The 17,603-nt window shown below is 41.6% G+C and carries 16 protein-coding genes; 2 read left to right on the plus strand and 14 right to left on the minus strand.

Annotated features, from left to right (window positions below):
* Positions 1–25: 25 nt before the first annotated feature.
* The 14 genes from FD723_RS27575 to FD723_RS27640 form a co-directional block, all read right to left on the minus strand.
* Positions 26–3,958 (minus strand): response regulator, encoded by a 3,933-nt coding sequence (locus tag FD723_RS27575; RefSeq protein ID WP_179068209.1) that lies wholly within the window; start codon positions 3,956–3,958, stop codon positions 26–28.
* A 4-nt stretch (positions 3,959–3,962) separates the two neighbouring features.
* Positions 3,963–4,517, minus strand: coding sequence for a heme NO-binding domain-containing protein (locus tag FD723_RS27580; RefSeq protein WP_179068210.1), 555 nt, complete (start codon positions 4,515–4,517; stop codon positions 3,963–3,965).
* Positions 4,518–4,578: 61 nt separating this feature from the next.
* A complete protein-coding gene (locus tag FD723_RS43935; protein ID WP_179069304.1) occupies positions 4,579–4,740 on the minus strand; it encodes a protein kinase in 162 nt (53 codons plus the stop codon).
* 201 nt (positions 4,741–4,941) lie between these two features.
* On the minus strand, positions 4,942–5,265 hold the full coding sequence (locus FD723_RS27590) for an STAS domain-containing protein (protein ID WP_179068211.1): 324 nt from the start codon (positions 5,263–5,265) through the stop codon (positions 4,942–4,944).
* Positions 5,266–5,412: 147 nt separating this feature from the next.
* Complete coding sequence (locus tag FD723_RS27595; RefSeq protein ID WP_256874945.1) at positions 5,413–5,889, minus strand: anti-sigma regulatory factor; 477 nt, start codon at positions 5,887–5,889, stop codon at positions 5,413–5,415.
* 52 nt (positions 5,890–5,941) lie between these two features.
* Positions 5,942–6,940, minus strand: a complete 999-nt coding sequence (locus FD723_RS27600; protein WP_179068212.1) for a sugar transferase — start codon at positions 6,938–6,940, stop codon at positions 5,942–5,944.
* Complete coding sequence (locus FD723_RS27605; RefSeq protein ID WP_179068213.1) at positions 6,937–7,449, minus strand: glycosyltransferase; 513 nt, start codon at positions 7,447–7,449, stop codon at positions 6,937–6,939. Before FD723_RS27605 ends, FD723_RS27600 begins: the two co-directional genes overlap by 4 nt.
* Entirely contained in the window at positions 7,446–7,901 is a 456-nt protein-coding gene (gene pssD / locus FD723_RS27610; protein ID WP_179068214.1) for a PssD/Cps14F family polysaccharide biosynthesis glycosyltransferase, read from the minus strand. Before pssD ends, FD723_RS27605 begins: the two co-directional genes overlap by 4 nt.
* Positions 7,902–7,916: 15 nt before the next feature.
* A complete protein-coding gene (locus FD723_RS27615; RefSeq protein WP_179068215.1) occupies positions 7,917–8,948 on the minus strand; it encodes a glycosyltransferase family 2 protein in 1,032 nt (343 codons plus the stop codon).
* A gap of 34 nt (positions 8,949–8,982) precedes the next feature.
* A complete protein-coding gene (locus FD723_RS27620; RefSeq protein ID WP_179068216.1) occupies positions 8,983–10,143 on the minus strand; it encodes a glycosyltransferase family 2 protein in 1,161 nt (386 codons plus the stop codon).
* A complete protein-coding gene (locus FD723_RS27625; protein ID WP_179068217.1) occupies positions 10,140–11,417 on the minus strand; it encodes a lipopolysaccharide biosynthesis protein in 1,278 nt (425 codons plus the stop codon). Before FD723_RS27625 ends, FD723_RS27620 begins: the two co-directional genes overlap by 4 nt.
* A complete protein-coding gene (locus FD723_RS27630) occupies positions 11,414–12,400 on the minus strand; it encodes a glycosyltransferase family 4 protein (protein ID WP_179068218.1) in 987 nt (328 codons plus the stop codon). Before FD723_RS27630 ends, FD723_RS27625 begins: the two co-directional genes overlap by 4 nt.
* Positions 12,397–13,575 carry a glycosyltransferase gene (locus tag FD723_RS27635; RefSeq protein WP_179068219.1) on the minus strand — a complete coding sequence of 393 codons (1,179 nt, stop codon included), beginning with the start codon at positions 13,573–13,575 and terminating at the stop codon, positions 12,397–12,399. The genes FD723_RS27630 and FD723_RS27635 overlap by 4 nt, the downstream gene beginning before the upstream one ends.
* Before the next feature lie 4 nt (positions 13,576–13,579).
* Positions 13,580–14,638 (minus strand): polysaccharide pyruvyl transferase family protein, encoded by a 1,059-nt coding sequence (locus tag FD723_RS27640; protein WP_179068220.1) that lies wholly within the window; start codon positions 14,636–14,638, stop codon positions 13,580–13,582.
* 532 nt (positions 14,639–15,170) lie between these two features.
* Between FD723_RS27640 and FD723_RS27645 the strand changes: the two genes are divergently transcribed.
* Entirely contained in the window at positions 15,171–16,205 is a 1,035-nt protein-coding gene (locus FD723_RS27645; RefSeq protein ID WP_179068221.1) for a polysaccharide biosynthesis/export family protein, read from the plus strand.
* On the plus strand, positions 16,202–17,599 hold the full coding sequence (locus tag FD723_RS27650) for a GumC family protein (protein WP_179068222.1): 1,398 nt from the start codon (positions 16,202–16,204) through the stop codon (positions 17,597–17,599). The genes FD723_RS27645 and FD723_RS27650 overlap by 4 nt, the downstream gene beginning before the upstream one ends.
* Positions 17,600–17,603: the final 4 nt, after the last annotated feature.

The following is a 17,603-nucleotide window of genomic DNA, read 5'->3' on the forward strand; positions in this document are numbered from 1 at the left end:
TTTTTATCCTTGATTGTATATAAAGTTAAAGTAGAAGACTTTGAAGAGCCATAACTACATCATGATATTCGTTATTTATTCGATTAACCAAAATGGTCAATTGATCCATTGATTGCTCCTTTGCCGCATCCTCTAAAGTTTCACAGATTTTTCCGAGATTAATTGCACCAATACTCACACTAGGCGATCGCAGAGCATGAGCTAGTTTTGCTAACTCTGAACGATTTGCCAAAGTTACCGCATCTTGAATTGCCTCTATTTTGCTTGGGGTATCTTCTAAGTAAAGCTGGATTAATTCAGCGATGATGCTACTGCCTCCATCCGAATTTACACCATCGTCATCATTGCCACCGAGATTTCGCAGATATTGTAGAGTCTTTTGGTCAATTACCTCTTCCATCTTAGGAACCTGAATAGTTGTGGGCAATGGGAAATCAGATATAGACATCAACCCTGGAAGCTCTGAAATTAAATTATGCTTAATACCAAACTTTTTTAAAACTACTTCTATCTCCTCCAGATTAATCGGTTTACTGATGTAGTCATCCATACCTGCCTTCAAGCACGCCTCACGGTCTTCTGGCCGAGCATGGGCAGTCATGGCAATTATCCAAGGTTGATTATTAAAAGAAAATTCCTGGCGAATCCGGTGAGTTGTTTCCCACCCATCCAGTTCTGGCATCTGAATATCCATAAACACAACATCATACAGTTGTCGTTGCAAAGCCTCCAGAGCTTCAAGACCATTATTAGCGACATCTGCACGGTATCCCATCCGACCTAGCATCTTCAAGGCAATTTTCTGATTTACCAACACATCTTCAACCAAAAGAATTTTGAGCGGCAAGCGTTGGGCAAGGTGGGTATCAATGGCTGGGCGATTGGGTGTAGGCAAGCGGGAGTAAGAAGGAATGATTGCCTTTGGATCGACCTTAGCAAACCAACTACCACGCACGATTTGTAAGAGTGTATTATGTAATTGATACTGCCGCACGGGCTTTTGTAAAAAGGCGGTAAACTTAGGTGCTAAATCTTTCAGGTCTAAAGTTTGCTTGCTTTTAGAACTTAAAATTATCAAAGGTAAATACCGATGTTGCGGTATGGCATGAATTTTAGCTATTAAATTGAGACCGTTGATCTGTGGGCTATCGATATCCAACACAGCTAGAGCAAAGGGATTATCTTTGCACAAACACTGTAGAGCTGCATTACTCGATTCGACAGGTTGGACATCTAATCCCAAAGCTTGGAGTTGTAAGGTGAGGCATTTTCGCAAATTGGCGTTACCTACTGCCAGTAGTAATCGCTTGCCAAGTAGTTCTGGATCGTGATTAACGGAATTATTAATAGGAGAGGCATAAACTTGGATAGTTGCAGTGAAATAAAAAGTGGAACCTCTAGTTGTTTGACTTTCCACCCACATTTTGCCACCCATGATTTCACTGAGACGTTTGCTGATGGCTAACCCTAAGCCAGTACCGCCATAACGTCTGGTCATTGAGTTATCGACTTGGCTAAAAGGTTTGAACAATCGATGTAAGCGATCGCGTCCTATACCAATACCTGTATCACTCACCGCAAATTGCAATTCATAGTGAGACGGTGTAGGAGTCTGGTTGTGAAGCTGCTTTTGAGGAGCGACTGTCACAACAATTTCCCCCACATCTGTAAACTTGACGGCATTGCTGACTAAATTCCAGAGAATTTGCCGTAGGCGGGTAATGTCACCAATAATCAGAGTCGGCGTGTGGGGTTCAAATTGGTACATTAGTTCAATGCCTTTGGAAGCCGCTTGAGGAGCCAACAAATCTAAGGCTTCTTCTACACAAACCCGTAAGTCAAAGGGCTGTTTTTCCAATTCTAAGTTGCCAGATTCAATCTTAGAAAAGTCGAGAATGTCATTGATTATAGTTAATAATGTATGACCACTATTATGAATAGTTTCCACATAATCGAGTTGCTCAGGCTGGAGGGGAGTATCTAAGAGCAGTCCAGTCATGCCAATGATTGCATTCATGGGAGTACGAATTTCATGGCTCATGATTGCCAGGAAATTACTCTTGGCCATATTGGCAGACTCAGCTACGTGCTTGGCAATACTCAGTTCTTCATTTTGCTGTGTTAGCAACTTAGCCTGACTAGTTTTTTGAGCTAGCAACTGGGCTTGGTTGAGGGCAATACCCATTTGATCTGCGAGCTGTTTGAGTAAATCCAATTCTAATTCAGTCCATTGTCTGGGGCGATCGCACTGATGTACAATTAATAATCCCCACAAATCTTGCCGCATTAAAATTGGTACGACCAGATTAGCTTTCACCTGAAACTGTTGTAAAAATTCCAGATGGCAAGGTTGCAATCCCGCTTTCTCCAAATCGGGAATCACGCTAACTCGTCCCTGACGATATAAGTCAATGTATTCCTGTTGAAAACAAGGATCTTCAATATCCTGATTCTGAATCACCGACCATCCAGGAACTACAGCTTCCTGGACAACTTTGCCAGAACCATCAGAGTTAATTTGGAAAATTACGACGCGATCGCACTGCAAAATCCGTTGCACTTCCGTCACTGTTGTCTGGAGAATTTTTTCCCATTGTAAGGATTGACGGATTTCTCCGGTAATTTGCTTCAGCAGCAAGGCCTGTTGATATTGTTGCTGTAGGTCTTGTTCTGCCTTTTTTCGTTCGGTAATATCTAGGTGGGTTCCCACCATTCTCATAGCTTTGCCTTCAGAATCGCGGCTGACCAATTTACCCCGGTCTAGAATCCATCTCCATTCTCCAGATTTAGCAAGTAAACGCACTTCCACCTGATAGACAGGAGTATCACCCTGGAGGTGGGATCTCAGTCGTTCTTGCATCAGGACTATATCTTCTGGATGGATCAACTTGTTTCTCAGTTTAATATCCTTTTCCAGTTCCTCTGGGGCGTAACCCAGCATAGTAGACCAGCGTGGGCTACGATAAACTTCTCCGGTAACTACATTCCAATCCCAAAGACCCTCCTCGACAGCATCCACAGTCAGCTTTAATCGTTCTTCACTTAACCTCAAGGCATTTTCAGCTTGTTTGCGTTGGGTAATGTCACGATATTTCCACAGATGACCATACAATTTCTGATCGACCACAATCGGGATGTAGTCTTGTTCAAAGGTTCGCCCGTCTACAAGTTGCCATTCCTGATGGAGAACTATCTTGCCTTGAGCAATCATCTCATCGGTGTGGCGAAGAAATTTCTCTGGTTCAGTAAACATATACATACTTGTCTCCCCAGCTTGCCGACAATCCATGCCTTGCAAAGCTTGTGGAGCAACAGGAATACTAAAATGATTACAAAACTCCTGATTTACCAGAACAATATGTCTTGTCTCGTCTTCTAACAAAACGGCAATCTGTAAGCTTTCAATTAGTGTCCTCAAGCGTAAGGCTGTTGCTTGTAATTCAGTCCGTTGGTCTTTAAGTTTTGCGGTGAGTTTTTGAGCATCATTGAGGGCAGAATTTTTAGCTTGCAAGAGAAACAGATAATCTACAACAGAGTCATGTAAAGGAAAATCATTGATTTTCAAGTCAAGCTTTTGCAAATCGGCAAGATTGGTAATCCAGGGGGAACCAAGAAATATCAGATGATCTGAGTCTTCCAAATGTACCATCTGTCCCTTTAACTGCATATCCTGATGCTGGGATTGCAGAATAAATAGTGATGGGGTTCGCCCCGTAGGCGATCGCGTTTGTTGGCAAATAGCTTCAAAACTAGTCAGGTTTTGGGGACGATTGATCTGAAAATGCTTCTCCAGATAACTATCAACCAGCTTCACAGGTTCTAAAATGCGCTGGATCACTTCACCCACCTGGACAATTTTTAGCTCCCGATCTATAACCAAATGAAAAGGAAACAAGGCGGCAAATTGTTCTGCTCCAAAACCGAATTGTTTTAACCCAGTAGCTTTATCAGTGGTCATAAAATTAAGAATCTTCGTATTCAATAGAGAAGATATCGTGAGTACCTCCTTCCTCTCGAAAACTGATTTGGGTAACATCCAGTTTTACGTTAAAGCGTTTTCCCAATCCTTGCAGTAACCCGATTACCATTGGTGCTAAACCGCAGCGAGTAGATTGGTAATGGAGTTCCATTGATTGTTCGCTAGTGTGTTCACACTCAAAAGAAGGAGGACGGAGTTGAGGAAAACTTAACCCAACTCTGGCGTGGAGATTGTCTAGATGATCCAGAAACTTTGGCAAGGAATCTCCCGCACTAGCTAACAATTCTCCATAACCTTCTTCAGCCGTGTATTGTAGCCAGTATTCTCCAAAAGCTTTCAAAAGTTCTTCTGCTGGCATATCCAACACCTCACAAGCCGCGCTAACCAAGCGATAAGTAACATCGTCGGCATAAGCATCCATACCAATAAAAAAGTCAATATCTTCTAGTTCAGCCTTTTGCTTGATAGTTTCCCAGGTATTCTCACCGTGGTATTTACTAATCATGCCTTCTATTGCTTTATTAACTAATCCGTACATTAAGTTAAACCCAAACTATAAAAAACAATATTTTAAGATATTAATAATGAAGTTGCCTTCGTTAATTACTGATAAAAACTGTAGCCATACCAAAATCAATGATTTTAACTTTGCCTGTTTGGAGATTAAAAACTATATTTGATAGATTAATATCTTTGTGAATAATATTAGCAGCGTGGATTTGGGCTAAAGTGCCAGTAATTTTAATAGCGATCGCTAAAATGTTTCGATATAATAATTAATATTATTAAAATCTTATTAAAATCTCTTAAGTCCGTATCTATCGATACCAATAAAAACTGACTGTTTTGTTGATTTTTAACCTTGGTTGCAATGAAGAAAATTTATTGAGATGCGTTTACCCTGCCCCTGGTAGTTGGGGATTTTTAACTGCAATGAATTTTGCCGAAAATGAAATTTGATGCTATTCCACTATTTGGAGAAATGATGCTTGATCGGGAAACACGTCAAATAATTTTGAAGTGTCAGTCAGATCCAGAATCATTCTAATTTGTTCGTTAATTGAACAAAGTGCTAGTTTAGCTTCTTGCTGCCGGACTTTTTTTAGTGTCAACAATAGTGTGCCAAATCCAGAGCTATCCATAAAGGTAATGGATTTAAAATCAATTAAAATTATTTTGGCACCTGATGCAATGATTTCACTCAGTTCTTCATGAATTTTTCTACCTTGTCTACCATCAAAAAATCCACTAGGTTGAAGAATTTTTACTTGGACTTTAGAATACATAAATCTCCTAAAAAACACCATTTATGAAAACAAGAAAAACATTAATTTTGAAATTGATAAACTGAGTCAAAAAGCCATTCAACAATGGCAAAAATTAAGCAATTTTTTACAATCTCTCTGAAGTTCGCTTAATCAAATTTTTGAATTTTACAGTTCAGATGTCGATACTAGCTTTTTCTCTAGCAATAAGCAATTTCTATCTTCCAACTCACGAGTATAACTCACTGTCCAAGCATAGTCCCTTCTAAGCTTGAGGAAAAAGATACAGCCCCAATGAGCCTCATGATCTAAAGGATTAAATGTGCGATCGCTTGTTTTTTGACTGAGCTTTTCTAAGGCTGCTTCTAAATTGAAAATATCACCTCGATCCCAAATGCGAATCTGTAAATACTCAGAGGTCATTTGGACTGCTAACTCTACAGGGGTTTGAGAATTAAGATGCTTGTGTGCATGGCGAATGACATTTGTAAAACCCTCAATTAAACCAGTTTGCCCTTCTATCCACAATTGATAAGGTAGCGGGGTACAGTTGAATTGGTCGAACCATTCCACAACTGTTGCCATTGCATCCAAATCACTTGCAACTTGCAGACTAGAATTATGGATCAATGAATCTGTTTGCATGAGAATTTATCTTGCTTAACCGAAAATCTCCGTAGTGTAGCGAGGAAAAGTATCAAACTGCCCCTGAATCTTTGTTGAAGACAACAGTAATCGTTTTCAAAATCAGCTTTAAATCATAAACCAAGCTCCAATTATTTTGATAACGTAAATCTAGCTCGATGACATCCTCAAAATTACGGATTTTTGAGCGACCATTTACTTGCCATTCGCCACTGAGTCCTGGTTTGACATCCAGTCTTTGCCAATTTGCAACCTCATATTGTTCCATTTCATTTGGAGTTGGTGGACGAGTACCAACCAAACTCATATCTCCTGTAAGAATATTCCAAAATTGCGGAAATTCATCTAAGCTGGTTTTACGCAAAAAGCGCCCAACACGCGTGATTCGGGGATCATCATCATTTTTAAAGAAAGCACCAGAAGCTTTGTTAGGAATAGTGGCTTTGAGTGCTTCAGCATTTGTCACCATCGACCGAAACTTCCAAATGCGAAACCGTCGCCCCATCCAACCGCAACGAATTTGACTAAACAGTATAGGCCCAGGACTATCAAGTTTAATCGCGATCGCAATCGGTACAAAGAGTACGCCAGTAATACCCAAGCCAGCGATCGCCCCGACAACATCAATGGCACGTTTCATCGGCGATCGCACCGAGGGATGAGTTAAGGGGGGGCGTTGCTCACTTTTGCGAGTTGCTGTAGGGACAATTGCCTCTGTATTAGATTCGATGTTAAATATTCGGTCTAAACCGACTAAAGAAAATGCTAATTTTACTTGCGGATTGATACTCCAAAAGATTAATTGAATGTTTTTTGCCTGTGCTGATTTATGATTACTAATCAATGAACCAATACCACTACTATCGATAATCGTTGTTTGTCCAAAATCCAAGATTATTTTTGCCAAACTAGAATCATCTAACCAGGTTTGAAAATATTCTCGGAAGGGAACAGCCTCAATTACAGTTAATCGCTGTGGTAGCTGCACTAACAAAGTATTATTTAGCTGAGTGGTAACTAGAGAGATTTTGTTTTTAGGACTAGGATTCATGATCTGGATATACCTACTGATAGTTCTTTGAGAGTTGGAGCAAAACGCTTTTCTAAACTATTGCAAAGGGCGATAGCTGAAGCCTTGGAAACATCCGAAACTGATACTTGTTTAGGAGCATTGATAAATCGCACCAAATCACCAGGACACCAAGCAATAGGAACATTAATCTGTGATAGTGCTAAAGCAAGTTCTACTTGATGATCGTCAATATGTTCTTGAAATTTCTGACTGCGAGAAACCAAAATATAAGGTTTATTTAGAGAATCCAGCAGTAGTAAAGTTCCTTCCCCACAATGAGCAATCACAATTCGCGCTTGATTAATCAAGTCTTGAAATTTCTCTTCTTTGAGGAAACGATAAACTCTAGCACCAGCAGGTAAGATTGTGCAGTTTCCATATTGCACAACAATTTCTTCTTGAATTATTTCCGTCTGTAACAACACCTCAATCCAAGACATGAGGCGATTAAAAGGGTATTGTTCAGTACCAACTGTGACTAAAATCATAAACTCTCCTGGGGTATGATCAGCTCGGCTTGAGGATAACGGGTTTGCAGTTGCGGCCACTGCACATATAGAACGCTAAGAAAAGGCAAAACTAATCTGGCGGATAAACTCAAAGTATGAATCCGAGTCACCGATTCTACAAACACTATTTGGCTACCAAAGAGTTTTCCTATAATCAAAAAGGGAACAGCAACACCAGCGCCAGTAGACAAGATTAATTGGGGTCGAGTTTTTGCGATTACCTGAAAAGCTAAGAGCAGATTCTTAAACAAATTAGGTAGATTTCGATTTGTGGGACTATGGGCCCAGTAAACATTTTCTCCAGTTAAAGAAGCTTCTGTTGTAGCGGTGCGAAAAGTAACCCAAACCCGTTGATGATTTTCCCAAAAAGGATGCAATTGTTGGAGTCCTTTAAAATGTCCTCCAGAGGAGCAAACCAGTAAAACTTTCATAAATAATTTTTTCCTTCACATTGATTGTTTGGCTATTTGTTCTTGTTGGATACGTCGTTTTTGACTTGTTCCGGTTATTTGCATCATCAGTTTCTCTAACTTCTGGTATGCAAATTTTGGCAGCATCCACAGTAAATAGGCAGCACTAAAAGAGATGAACGTTCGCTGAGGTTCTTCCAAAAGAATTTGCCAATAGGTTTTCACAGCTTTGTGTAGTAGGCTAACGGCAATTTCTGGCGATCGCCCTCTGGTCGCCCGACGAGCTAAATATCGTAGTTGATAGGCTCTAGCCTTATTGCCCCATAGTTCTACAAACTCAGGATTATAGACTTGGGTTTTTACCAGAATTCGCTCCCAAGATTCATACTGTTTGAGAATATTCGCCGATAAACCTCCCATATTGACGCGATAGAGAGTAAGAGCTTCGGGTATGCCTTCTATTTTCCAACTAGTTTGCAAAGCAATCCGCAGCCAACACTCAATATCTTCAGATTGACGAAAGCTGTCATCAAAGTAAAAATCTTCTACTTCTCCATAAAGATTGTCTTGAAACTTGATAGCTTGCAAAACAGCCCGACGAATCACAACTGATGAGCCGTTACTGATGGGATTACGACAGAACAAATATTCTGGTCTAATGTCCGTCAATTTGGGCATCTGATAGATTCCTAAAGGCTTACCTTGGTCATCAATCAGACTAGAACGAGAAAAACTCACCCCAACTTCTGGCGATCGCTCAAAATGCTGCAAATGTTTTTCTAACTTCTCCGGTAGCCAAAGATCATCGCTATCAACAAAAGCTAAATATTCACCTTGTGCGTGGCGAATTCCCGTATTTCTCGCCCCCGCTAATCCTCGATTCTGCTGGTGGACAATCTTGATTCGAGAATCATGGAATTGCTTGCAGATATCAATACTTTTATCTGTAGAACCATCATCAACAATGATAATTTCAAAGTCATGATATGTTTGCGCGACAACAGATTGCAGCGTTTTGGCAACAGAGCCTTCAGAATTGTAAACAGGAATAATTACAGACAGATACATAATTCGTAGTTCGTAATTCGTAATTCGTAATTAGTTATTGCAATTTCTCTTCCCCTGCTTCTTTTCTTCCCTCAACAGATAACTTTGTTAACCGAACTGTATTACCTTCTCTTCCTTCGCGTACCTTGCGGTTCGTTAAAAAAATCCTCTCAATCACCAACGCCCCAAATACCGCCACCAAAGTGAATAAAGTACGCTGCGGCTGGTGAAAAAACAACCGCCAATCTGAATCTAAAGCACGGGTGATAAAATCAACCCCTACCTTGGATGGTAATTTCAAACGAAAAGCACGTCGAGCGAGATAACGTAAATGTAGAGCCTGAGCTAAAGCAAAATGCTGTTCAACAAGTTTAGGTGCATAAATTCTCGCTTTATCTACCAGTTGATTCCAACCAGCTTCCATATAGTACAAGTTGGAAGAAAGCCCACTAGAACTTGTGCGATATCGAGTTAAGACTTGGTTGATACCTGCGATTTGCCAATCAGTGGTACAACTAACCCTGAGTAGCCATTCCAAATCTTCGGAATAGCTCATATATGGGCAAAAGCCCCCCACTTGACTAAAAACTTCTTTGCGGATAACCCAATTAGAAGTAGTAGTTGTAGGGTTTTCTGAGAGGAAAGATTCTGGTTTTAAGTCGGTTAAACGAGAACTAGTAGTCTGCCAACCCAAAAATGCTAGGTGAGGTCTGGGGAAAGGGGAAAGGGGAAAGGGTAAGGGATTTAAAACCTTTCCCCCTTCTTCCTTACCCTTTACCCCGCCAAGTTCACTTGGCGAACTACTAGATACTTGCCTAGTTAGTTCACCAGTTTGATCGAGTATTTCGACTTGAGCAAAGCTGACCCCTAAACCGGGGTTGGATTGGAAATGTTGCAGATGTTGGTGGAGTTTATTAGGTAGCCACTGATCATCTGCATCAAGAAAGGCAATAATTTTACCCCTACTGCTAGCTATACCCTGATTACGAGCAGCAGAAACCCCCTGATTGGTCTGGTTAATTAGATGGATGCGATCGCTCTTTTTTTGATGTTCTCTGACAATCTCCACGGTGTCATCCGTAGAACCATCATTAATTATCAGTAATTCCCAATTCATATAGGTTTGCTGTTGCACAGAAGCGATCGCTGCTGGTAAAAATTTAGCAGCGTTATAAGCGGGAATGATCGCCGATACCATTATGTTCGTGTTGCTCATCCCTTCACCTCTTGTAAAAATTTTGGTAAAATCTGCCGAGTAGCCCAAATGGTATACAAAGGTTGCAAAGTTAGGTGAGTTGCCATAACTGCGATCGCAGCTCCTAAAATACCCCATTGTGTTCCTAGCCAAATAGCGGTTGCCAGAAACCCAGTAAACAGGAGATTCCAGCGCAATTCGATTTGCGGTTGACCAAAAGCGCGGAACATTAAGGAAGCTGCATCGGCAAAGGGACGAGATAAAGCCGAGCAACAAATCACAATCAAGATAGAAACGGCTCCCTGTTCAACCCATTTATGCCCAAATATTAAAGGAACATAGAAGGGGGCTAAACTAGATTGCAATACTACCAATGGCACGATCATTAAGGCTATTTTACGCAGACTTTGCATATATCGCTCGGTAAACAATATTACCTGAGAGTTGAGATCGCATAGATCAGAGAATAATGATACTCTGATAGCATTTATTACACTCAAGCTCAGTCCTAATCCGGCATTAAATGCAAAATAATATACTCCCAAAGCTTGAACACTTAGAAATCGACCAATCAATAGATAATCCACGTTTTCCCGAAAGATGCTGAGTAACTCAATTCCCAGAACGCGGGAGGCAAAAGAGGTAATTTGTCTGCTTTTGGCAAAAGTCAAAGATTGAGTCATCCGCCAAGGTTGATATTTAAACGTGAGAATAATCCAGATGGGAGCTACCAAAAACTTAGGTAAAACGATCGCCCACATTCCCATTCCCGATAGGGCAAAGATTGCCGTCAAAAGGTTATCAGTAGATACTTGCACCGAAGTGATTAAGGCCAGGATGTTGAGGCGATTTTCCCTTCTGATTAAGGCTGTTTGCACCATCGCTAGGGGATAGATTAAGTAGGTGATGGCGATTAAACAGATCGGGAGGATGAGATGGGAATTATTGTAGAATTGAGCGATCGCTAATGATGCTAGACATTGAACGGTAAATAAAACACCAGCAATCAACCAGTTCAACCCGTAAGCAGTACGGCATAACTCCTCTATCTCTGAAGCATCCGCTTGAACTATTTTGTCTGCAATACCGTTGCGGGTAAAAACGCGAATAAATTCGTTAGTCATTAATACAATGGCTGCGAGTCCATAGTCTTCGGCACTGAGAAACCGAGCTAAAATTACAGTGGTGACGAGTCTAAACACTCGGATAACCAATTCCGCCGCCCCCATCCAGCCAATATTACGAATAAAGCGGTCTTGAAACAGACGTTTCTGTAGAGTTTTTATCCAGTTCATTTAAACTCCCTCAATACCTGTTCCCAAGCATTCACATAATCATCCCAGGCGTGTATCGCGCTTAATCTGCCTTGTTGTCCCCACGATTGCCGTTGTTCAGGGGAGGCATTAATCATTTGCCAAATTCCATCTGTCAAGTTTTGGCAACTATCTGGCTGAAACTCAATACCACAATTCTTTGCCTGTTCAGTCAGACCATCAACATCACTCACCAATACTGGTCTAGCTGCCGCACGAGCTTCTAAACAAACATTACCCCAAGGTTCCCAGCGTGAAGGTATAACAACAGCATCACAACGACTTAAAAACTCAGGTACATCATCAATTTTTCCCAGAAAGCGGATATGAGGATGATTTTGAGCCAAAGCCTTGAGGTTTTGTTCGTTCGGCCCCTGCCCTCCTAAGAGCAACTGTACAGAACCAACAGGCAACAATTGTACTGCTTCAATCAAGCGATCGAACCCTTTTTGATGGGTAAAACGACCATAGGCGGCTAAGGTAAACAGTTTTTCAGGCTCCGCTTTTGTCGGTACTTGAAAAAATGGATCTAAATTTCGGCTGGAGCAAATTAACCGCACCTTTTCAGATGCAACTAATCGATTGGACTGCATCCACTGCTGTTGTCCTTGGGAGATAGACACAACCCGATCCATTAGCCTATAGTTCAGGCGCAACATGGCGCGAAACCGCCAAGAAGATGGAACTTGATGCTGTTCAAACCCCGCGCTGTAGTGATGTTCTACCAGTATCCGAGCTTTTGCCTTCAAGGTTAATAACTCTGGAATGCCCTTCCAAGATGAGGCTCGATGTAATACCAGTAAATCAGGTTGCCAAGTTTTGAGAGTAGCTTTAGCCTGATCTTGAGTCACTAACTGAAACTCTACCCAAGATGCCAACCGTGTCTGCGCTAGGCTGGCAAGGGTGGCACGAATCCCACCAGTCCATCCCATGCCATGAGAACTAAGTATATGCAGCACTTTCATGAGGCAAAAACCTGCAACGATTGTTGAGTTGCAGTCTGGGATAGAATGCGTTCTTGATAGGTTTGGGCGATGATCTTGGCGTGGGCTGACCAAGTATATTTTTTGACTTGCCGTAAACGCAGGGATAATTCTGGCGCGGCTTCTAGGTGATTTAGCAAATGGCTGATGGTTTTAGCCCAGGCATCCGGGTTGCCAACAGGACAGTAGACAGCAGCATTACTCCCTACTTCCCGCAGTACGGGAATATCGCTAACGACAGCTACACTGCCACAAGCTAAGGCTTCAATCAACGGCATTCCAAAGCCTTCGGCTTCACTGGTCATTAGTACTATTGCTGCTTGCTGATAAAGTTCTACTAGATCCTTCTGCTCTAATTGTGAGAATAATCGGATACCATGACGAATTCCCAATCGATCAATTCGCGTTTGCATATCGGGTTCCCATTCTGGCCCGACCCTAACCAGCAGTAATTCTGGGTGATGATACCGTAGACGCGCATAGGTTTCTAGTAAAACATCCAACCGTTTGCGTTTGAGATTGCCACTGATATTTAAGAGAAAAGGGCGATCGCCTATTTGCTGCTGAATGCGATCTGTCAGGTTGGAGTTGGCATCACCAGGGGAAAATTCGGGAGCAATTCCCAGAGGAACCTGAACTAGTTTGTCAGGGGTGATAAGTTGATAGTGGAGAATTTCATCCCGAACAGATTGAGTTGTGTAAAACACCACCGCAGCTTTACGAAACCCATTCAAGGCATAGCGTTGTATGGTGTTATAACGGAGCGATCGCGGATATTTATCCGGTTGTAAGATGGAGCGAAATACATCTAAATCATGACAGAATACTCCTGTGCGTTCTGGGGGTAATATATGCACCAGTGAGGCATAGCTCTGATCGCAGATGTGAAAAAGATTAAACTGAGAAACTTGGGATTTGAGATGTCGGGGATAATCCCAAAAACGGTTCAACATTTTGTCAGTCTCTAAGGCAAGGCGCATTTTACCCAGGCGAGGTAACTGCCGCAATCGATAACTATAGTCTGGTTGAATACGGGTAGTTGCTAAATGGGGATGCTCTGCACAGAGAGAATCGTAGAGACGATCTCCGCAAACTAGCATACTAGGAGAAGCTTCAGCACGAAAGTTGCTAACCAAAGCTAGACGTAAGCTATTCATGAAATTATCCTTTTATTTGTTGTAAGCATTGATTAAAGTTTTGCTGCACCCGAGTCCGAATTGCAGCATGATCAAATGTTTGCTCAGAGGTACGAGCGATCGCATCTATATAAGCATCCACATCAAATTGCTCTAAACTGCATCCAGGGATTCCCAGTCGTTGGCTTAAGTCTCGGCCTTTGTTGGAGTAGTAGAGATTAAAGGGAATTTTTCCACTGGCTAAGGCTAAGACGGCTGTGTGATAACGGATGGCGACAATCACAGCAGAAATACTCAGTGCGCCCATCACCAATTCCCATTTAGCTAGGTCACTGCTCACCGTAAAGGGATTAAATATCTTCAGTTGTGGTACTTGCTGAAAAATTTCTTCTGCTACGGCTAAATCATTATCTGCACCGTAGGCTTGAGACTGAATCAGCAATACAGGTTGATATTGACGTTCTAATAGCTGGCGGCACAGGTTAACCAATTGACGTTGAAATTGCTGATTGTCATGGCTATACATCGAATCAAAGGCTCGCAGCGAAATTAATGCTGCCTTCTCTGGGATGATTTCTAAAGCCTGAAATACCTGTTTTGCCTCTGCTTGTCCTTGAGAACTGACCGAGAGACTGAAAGCTGTATCAAAGGAAAGAATTGCTTTGACTCCCGCTTGAGTTAAGCGTTTGTGACTTTCCACATCCCGAACACAGACGGCAGCCAACCGTCGCAAAGAACACGCCAAAGCCTCAAAACTGAAGCCATGACACGATCGCGGAATTGATTGCCCAAAAAGAATTGTTTGACGAGGCGATCGCTTTAACTCCAGCAAATTCCGAATGAAAGCTTTTGTAATCAAACCTTCACGAGCATTATTGAAAATATCGCCGCCTACACTGATATAGGCATCACAATGCCCAATCTCAGGCAAAATCTGCAAGCCGGGTATATACTCCGGTTGGGCATCTTGAAATTGTGCTACAACTTTGGCCTCAGATGCTAAAGCAGTCAGAGCGCTATAAATTGCGGCATCACCAATATTTAAAGTTGAATAGGTGTTGACCAGACCAATGGTGAGTCCCATGTTTGATTTACAGAATGATGAGTCCCATAGTTAATTGACTGGTAGATGCAAAAGACTTCCTTAGGCAGCAAACGGCTGATCTAAAATTAGGTGCATGATGCTGATAACTGATGTATTAAACTTATAACTCTTCTTTTTAGATATTGACAAGTTTTAGTATAATTTTTTGCATTTTTTTAGAAAATACTCAATTAATTAACTTAGCGTAGAATTACATAGTTACAATTTTTATCTTAGCGGTTTTACTTGAAAATACCTAACTTTAGCTATAAATAAATAGACGTAATCGCAAGCTGTAACTATTTATTAGCAAGGTTTTTCAGATTTTGTATTGTGGCAAACCTATATTCTTTCTCACTAGATTTTTTCTATTTAATTATTAGTTAAATTAATCTCAAATTATTCTGATTGGAGAATGACATGATGAAAAAATAAGTATACATTAGCACTAGCTCACAGTCAGATTTTTTGTAAGTGATATCTCGTAAAATTTAATATGGATTACTACATAAACACAAAAAATACATTTAGGATGCTAACGCTCAAACTTCTGATTTTTAATAGCATACTTGCAACTTTGAGTTTGGCAACACCCTGTTTGGCTTTACCTTTATCTCCAGGCGATCGCGTCAAGGTGAATATTCCCGAAGGAGAAGAGTTCAATGGGATTTTTGAAGTTAACTTAAACGGCGACTTGGAAATTCCTTATATATCCCCTTTGCCCGTTCTTGGTTTAGAACCAGAGGAAGTTCAAAATAATCTGACGACAGTTTTGATTGATGGCGCTTTTTTCCAGCCCTCTTTTCTGCGTGTGAATATTAGCGTTGTGCAGTGGGCCCCGATTGTGGTCTTTGTCAGTGGGGCAACATTTTTACCAGGACGGGTATTTATTAATGAACTCTCCCCCGGAGAAAAAACCCAGCCTCCTGTTCCTGTAGCTGGACAATATCCGCCGAACCGCTACTTGGCAGCAGCTATTCGTGATGCTGGTGGAGTCACACCCACAGCCGATATTAAAAATGTGCAGTTAATTCGTAACAGAGAAACTCGCATTATTAACATGTCTGGTGTATTGACAGGTGAACCTTTTGAAGATGTGGCACTAATCGCTGGCGATCGCATAATCGTCCCAGATTCCGGCACAATGCACAATGACCTCGTGCGTCCCTCACAAATTACGCCTACTGGGGTAAAAGTCTTCCTCTCTAATCTGACTCAACCATCTACAAGCAACGCTAGTTCTGGTGTTGGTCGTGATGCTACATCATTTCCTTACGGCGCTCGTTTTTCTCAAGCGGTAGTTGCAGCTAACTGTGCAGGAGGGACACGCGGTACAAATGCTGGCAGAAAGGCTGTTTTGGCGACTACGGAACAATTGACGGGCAAAACTACTTATATCGAGCGTAACGTTAACGATATTCTCATGCATTCTACTAACGATACCAACAACCCCTTCTTAAAGGCGAATGATAGTGTGGTTTGCTATGACTCAAAAGTTGTGCAATTCCGGGATATCATCCAAACCATCTTAGCCCCTATCCCTATTTTGCGAGACTTGTTAAAATGACCCAACGGCTTTTGCTCGTCCCAGTAGTAAAGTTAAAGAATTTGGTTACAAGTCGTTGGCTTCGCTATGGCGTACTCGGTGTAGCAGGCAATGCTTTCATCTGGGGGACATCAATTCAGTATTTGAAAGTCACCAAACCGGTCTATACCAGCGAGTTCGGACTAATTCTTTCTGCTGCTAGTTTTGGTGTTAACGTTAACCTCCCAGGAATTGGTCAGGCAACATCTTCTAGTGGTTCAGCAATGGGTGGTTCCACTTATGATGCTAGAGAAAATTATGAATATGTTTTTACCAGTGAACCAGTTTTAAAAAAAGCCGCTGCGATCGCCAAAATCCCAGAATCACAATTTAGCAAACCCCGGATCAAACTCTTGGACAACACTACAATCATGAAGTTTGAAGTCACCGGTAGAAGTCCCCAGGAAGCACGTAATAAATGCCTAGCTCTGTATCAAGCTATGGTTTATCAAGTCAATGCTTTACGATCTGCCGAATTTAGTCAGCGTAAAGAACCTATGCAGAAAACTCTACTTTCCGCCCAACAGAAACTAGAGCAAGCACAGAAACACCTCTCGGAATATAAAGTACGTTCTGGTCTAAGTTATCCCGATCAAGTGGGAAATCTATCATCTAATATTGAGCAACTACGACGGCAACGAGCTGAGGTGAGAGCGCAAGAAAAGTTCACTAGCCAAAAATTGCAGCAGTTGTCCAAAAACTTGGGACTCTTACCCCAAGAAGCAGCAGATGCTTTCCTTCTCCATGTAGACCAAATTTTTCAACAGAATCTCAAAGACTACAGTGAAGCTACAGCCAGCCTGGAAATTTTAATCACTAAGTTTGGCTCTAACCATCCCCAAGTGGTGAAGCAAAGTATTAGACAGGAAGCTGCTTTAGCTAGCCTACTTGAACGCAGTGAACTTTTATTAGGAAAACCGATGACAACGTTTACATTAAGCCGTTTAGCTTTGGCTGTGAACGGATCTGGCCGAGATACTTTATTTCAGAGTTTAGTATCTAATCAATCCGAGCAACAGGGACTCCAAGCCCAGGTAAAAACCTTAGATTCGGAAATTAAGCGTTTGGAGAAGCGCTTAGAGATTCTCTCAGGGCGACAAGCTAATTTAGAAAACTTGAAGCGAGATGAACAGATTGCAGAAGCGATGTTTGCCTCTACCCTCACCAAATTAGATTTGGGACAAGGAGATATTTTTGCCGCTTATCCTTTAGTGCAAATGTTAGTAGAGCCTAGTATGCCAGATCAACCCACTGCACCAAAAAAGGGTTTTATCTTAGCTGGCTCTGCGGCTGGTTCTGTCTTCTCCACCCTTGGCTTGTTGTTGCTGTGGATTCGTAAACCCTGGATAGAGAAGTTATCAAAGTGGATATCCTAATTCA

The sequence above is a fragment of the Nostoc sp. C052 genome (assembly GCF_013393905.1).
Lineage (GTDB): Bacteria > Cyanobacteriota > Cyanobacteriia > Cyanobacteriales > Nostocaceae > Nostoc.

Coding starts and splice junctions, on each gene's coding strand:
- FD723_RS27575 (WP_179068209.1), bottom strand. CDS start 3,958: ATGACCACTGATAAAGCTACTGGGTTAAAACAATTCGGTTTTGGAGCA.
- FD723_RS27580 (WP_179068210.1), bottom strand. CDS start 4,517: ATGTACGGATTAGTTAATAAAGCAATAGAAGGCATGATTAGTAAATAC.
- FD723_RS27590 (WP_179068211.1), bottom strand. CDS start 5,265: ATGTATTCTAAAGTCCAAGTAAAAATTCTTCAACCTAGTGGATTTTTT.
- FD723_RS27595 (WP_256874945.1), bottom strand. CDS start 5,889: ATGCAAACAGATTCATTGATCCATAATTCTAGTCTGCAAGTTGCAAGT.
- FD723_RS27600 (WP_179068212.1), bottom strand. CDS start 6,940: ATGAATCCTAGTCCTAAAAACAAAATCTCTCTAGTTACCACTCAGCTA.
- FD723_RS27605 (WP_179068213.1), bottom strand. CDS start 7,449: ATGATTTTAGTCACAGTTGGTACTGAACAATACCCTTTTAATCGCCTC.
- pssD (WP_179068214.1), bottom strand. CDS start 7,901: ATGAAAGTTTTACTGGTTTGCTCCTCTGGAGGACATTTTAAAGGACTC.
- FD723_RS27615 (WP_179068215.1), bottom strand. CDS start 8,948: ATGTATCTGTCTGTAATTATTCCTGTTTACAATTCTGAAGGCTCTGTT.
- FD723_RS27620 (WP_179068216.1), bottom strand. CDS start 10,143: ATGAGCAACACGAACATAATGGTATCGGCGATCATTCCCGCTTATAAC.
- FD723_RS27625 (WP_179068217.1), bottom strand. CDS start 11,417: ATGAACTGGATAAAAACTCTACAGAAACGTCTGTTTCAAGACCGCTTT.
- FD723_RS27630 (WP_179068218.1), bottom strand. CDS start 12,400: ATGAAAGTGCTGCATATACTTAGTTCTCATGGCATGGGATGGACTGGT.
- FD723_RS27635 (WP_179068219.1), bottom strand. CDS start 13,575: ATGAATAGCTTACGTCTAGCTTTGGTTAGCAACTTTCGTGCTGAAGCT.
- FD723_RS27640 (WP_179068220.1), bottom strand. CDS start 14,638: ATGGGACTCACCATTGGTCTGGTCAACACCTATTCAACTTTAAATATT.
- FD723_RS27645 (WP_179068221.1), top strand. CDS start 15,171: ATGCTAACGCTCAAACTTCTGATTTTTAATAGCATACTTGCAACTTTG.
- FD723_RS27650 (WP_179068222.1), top strand. CDS start 16,202: ATGACCCAACGGCTTTTGCTCGTCCCAGTAGTAAAGTTAAAGAATTTG.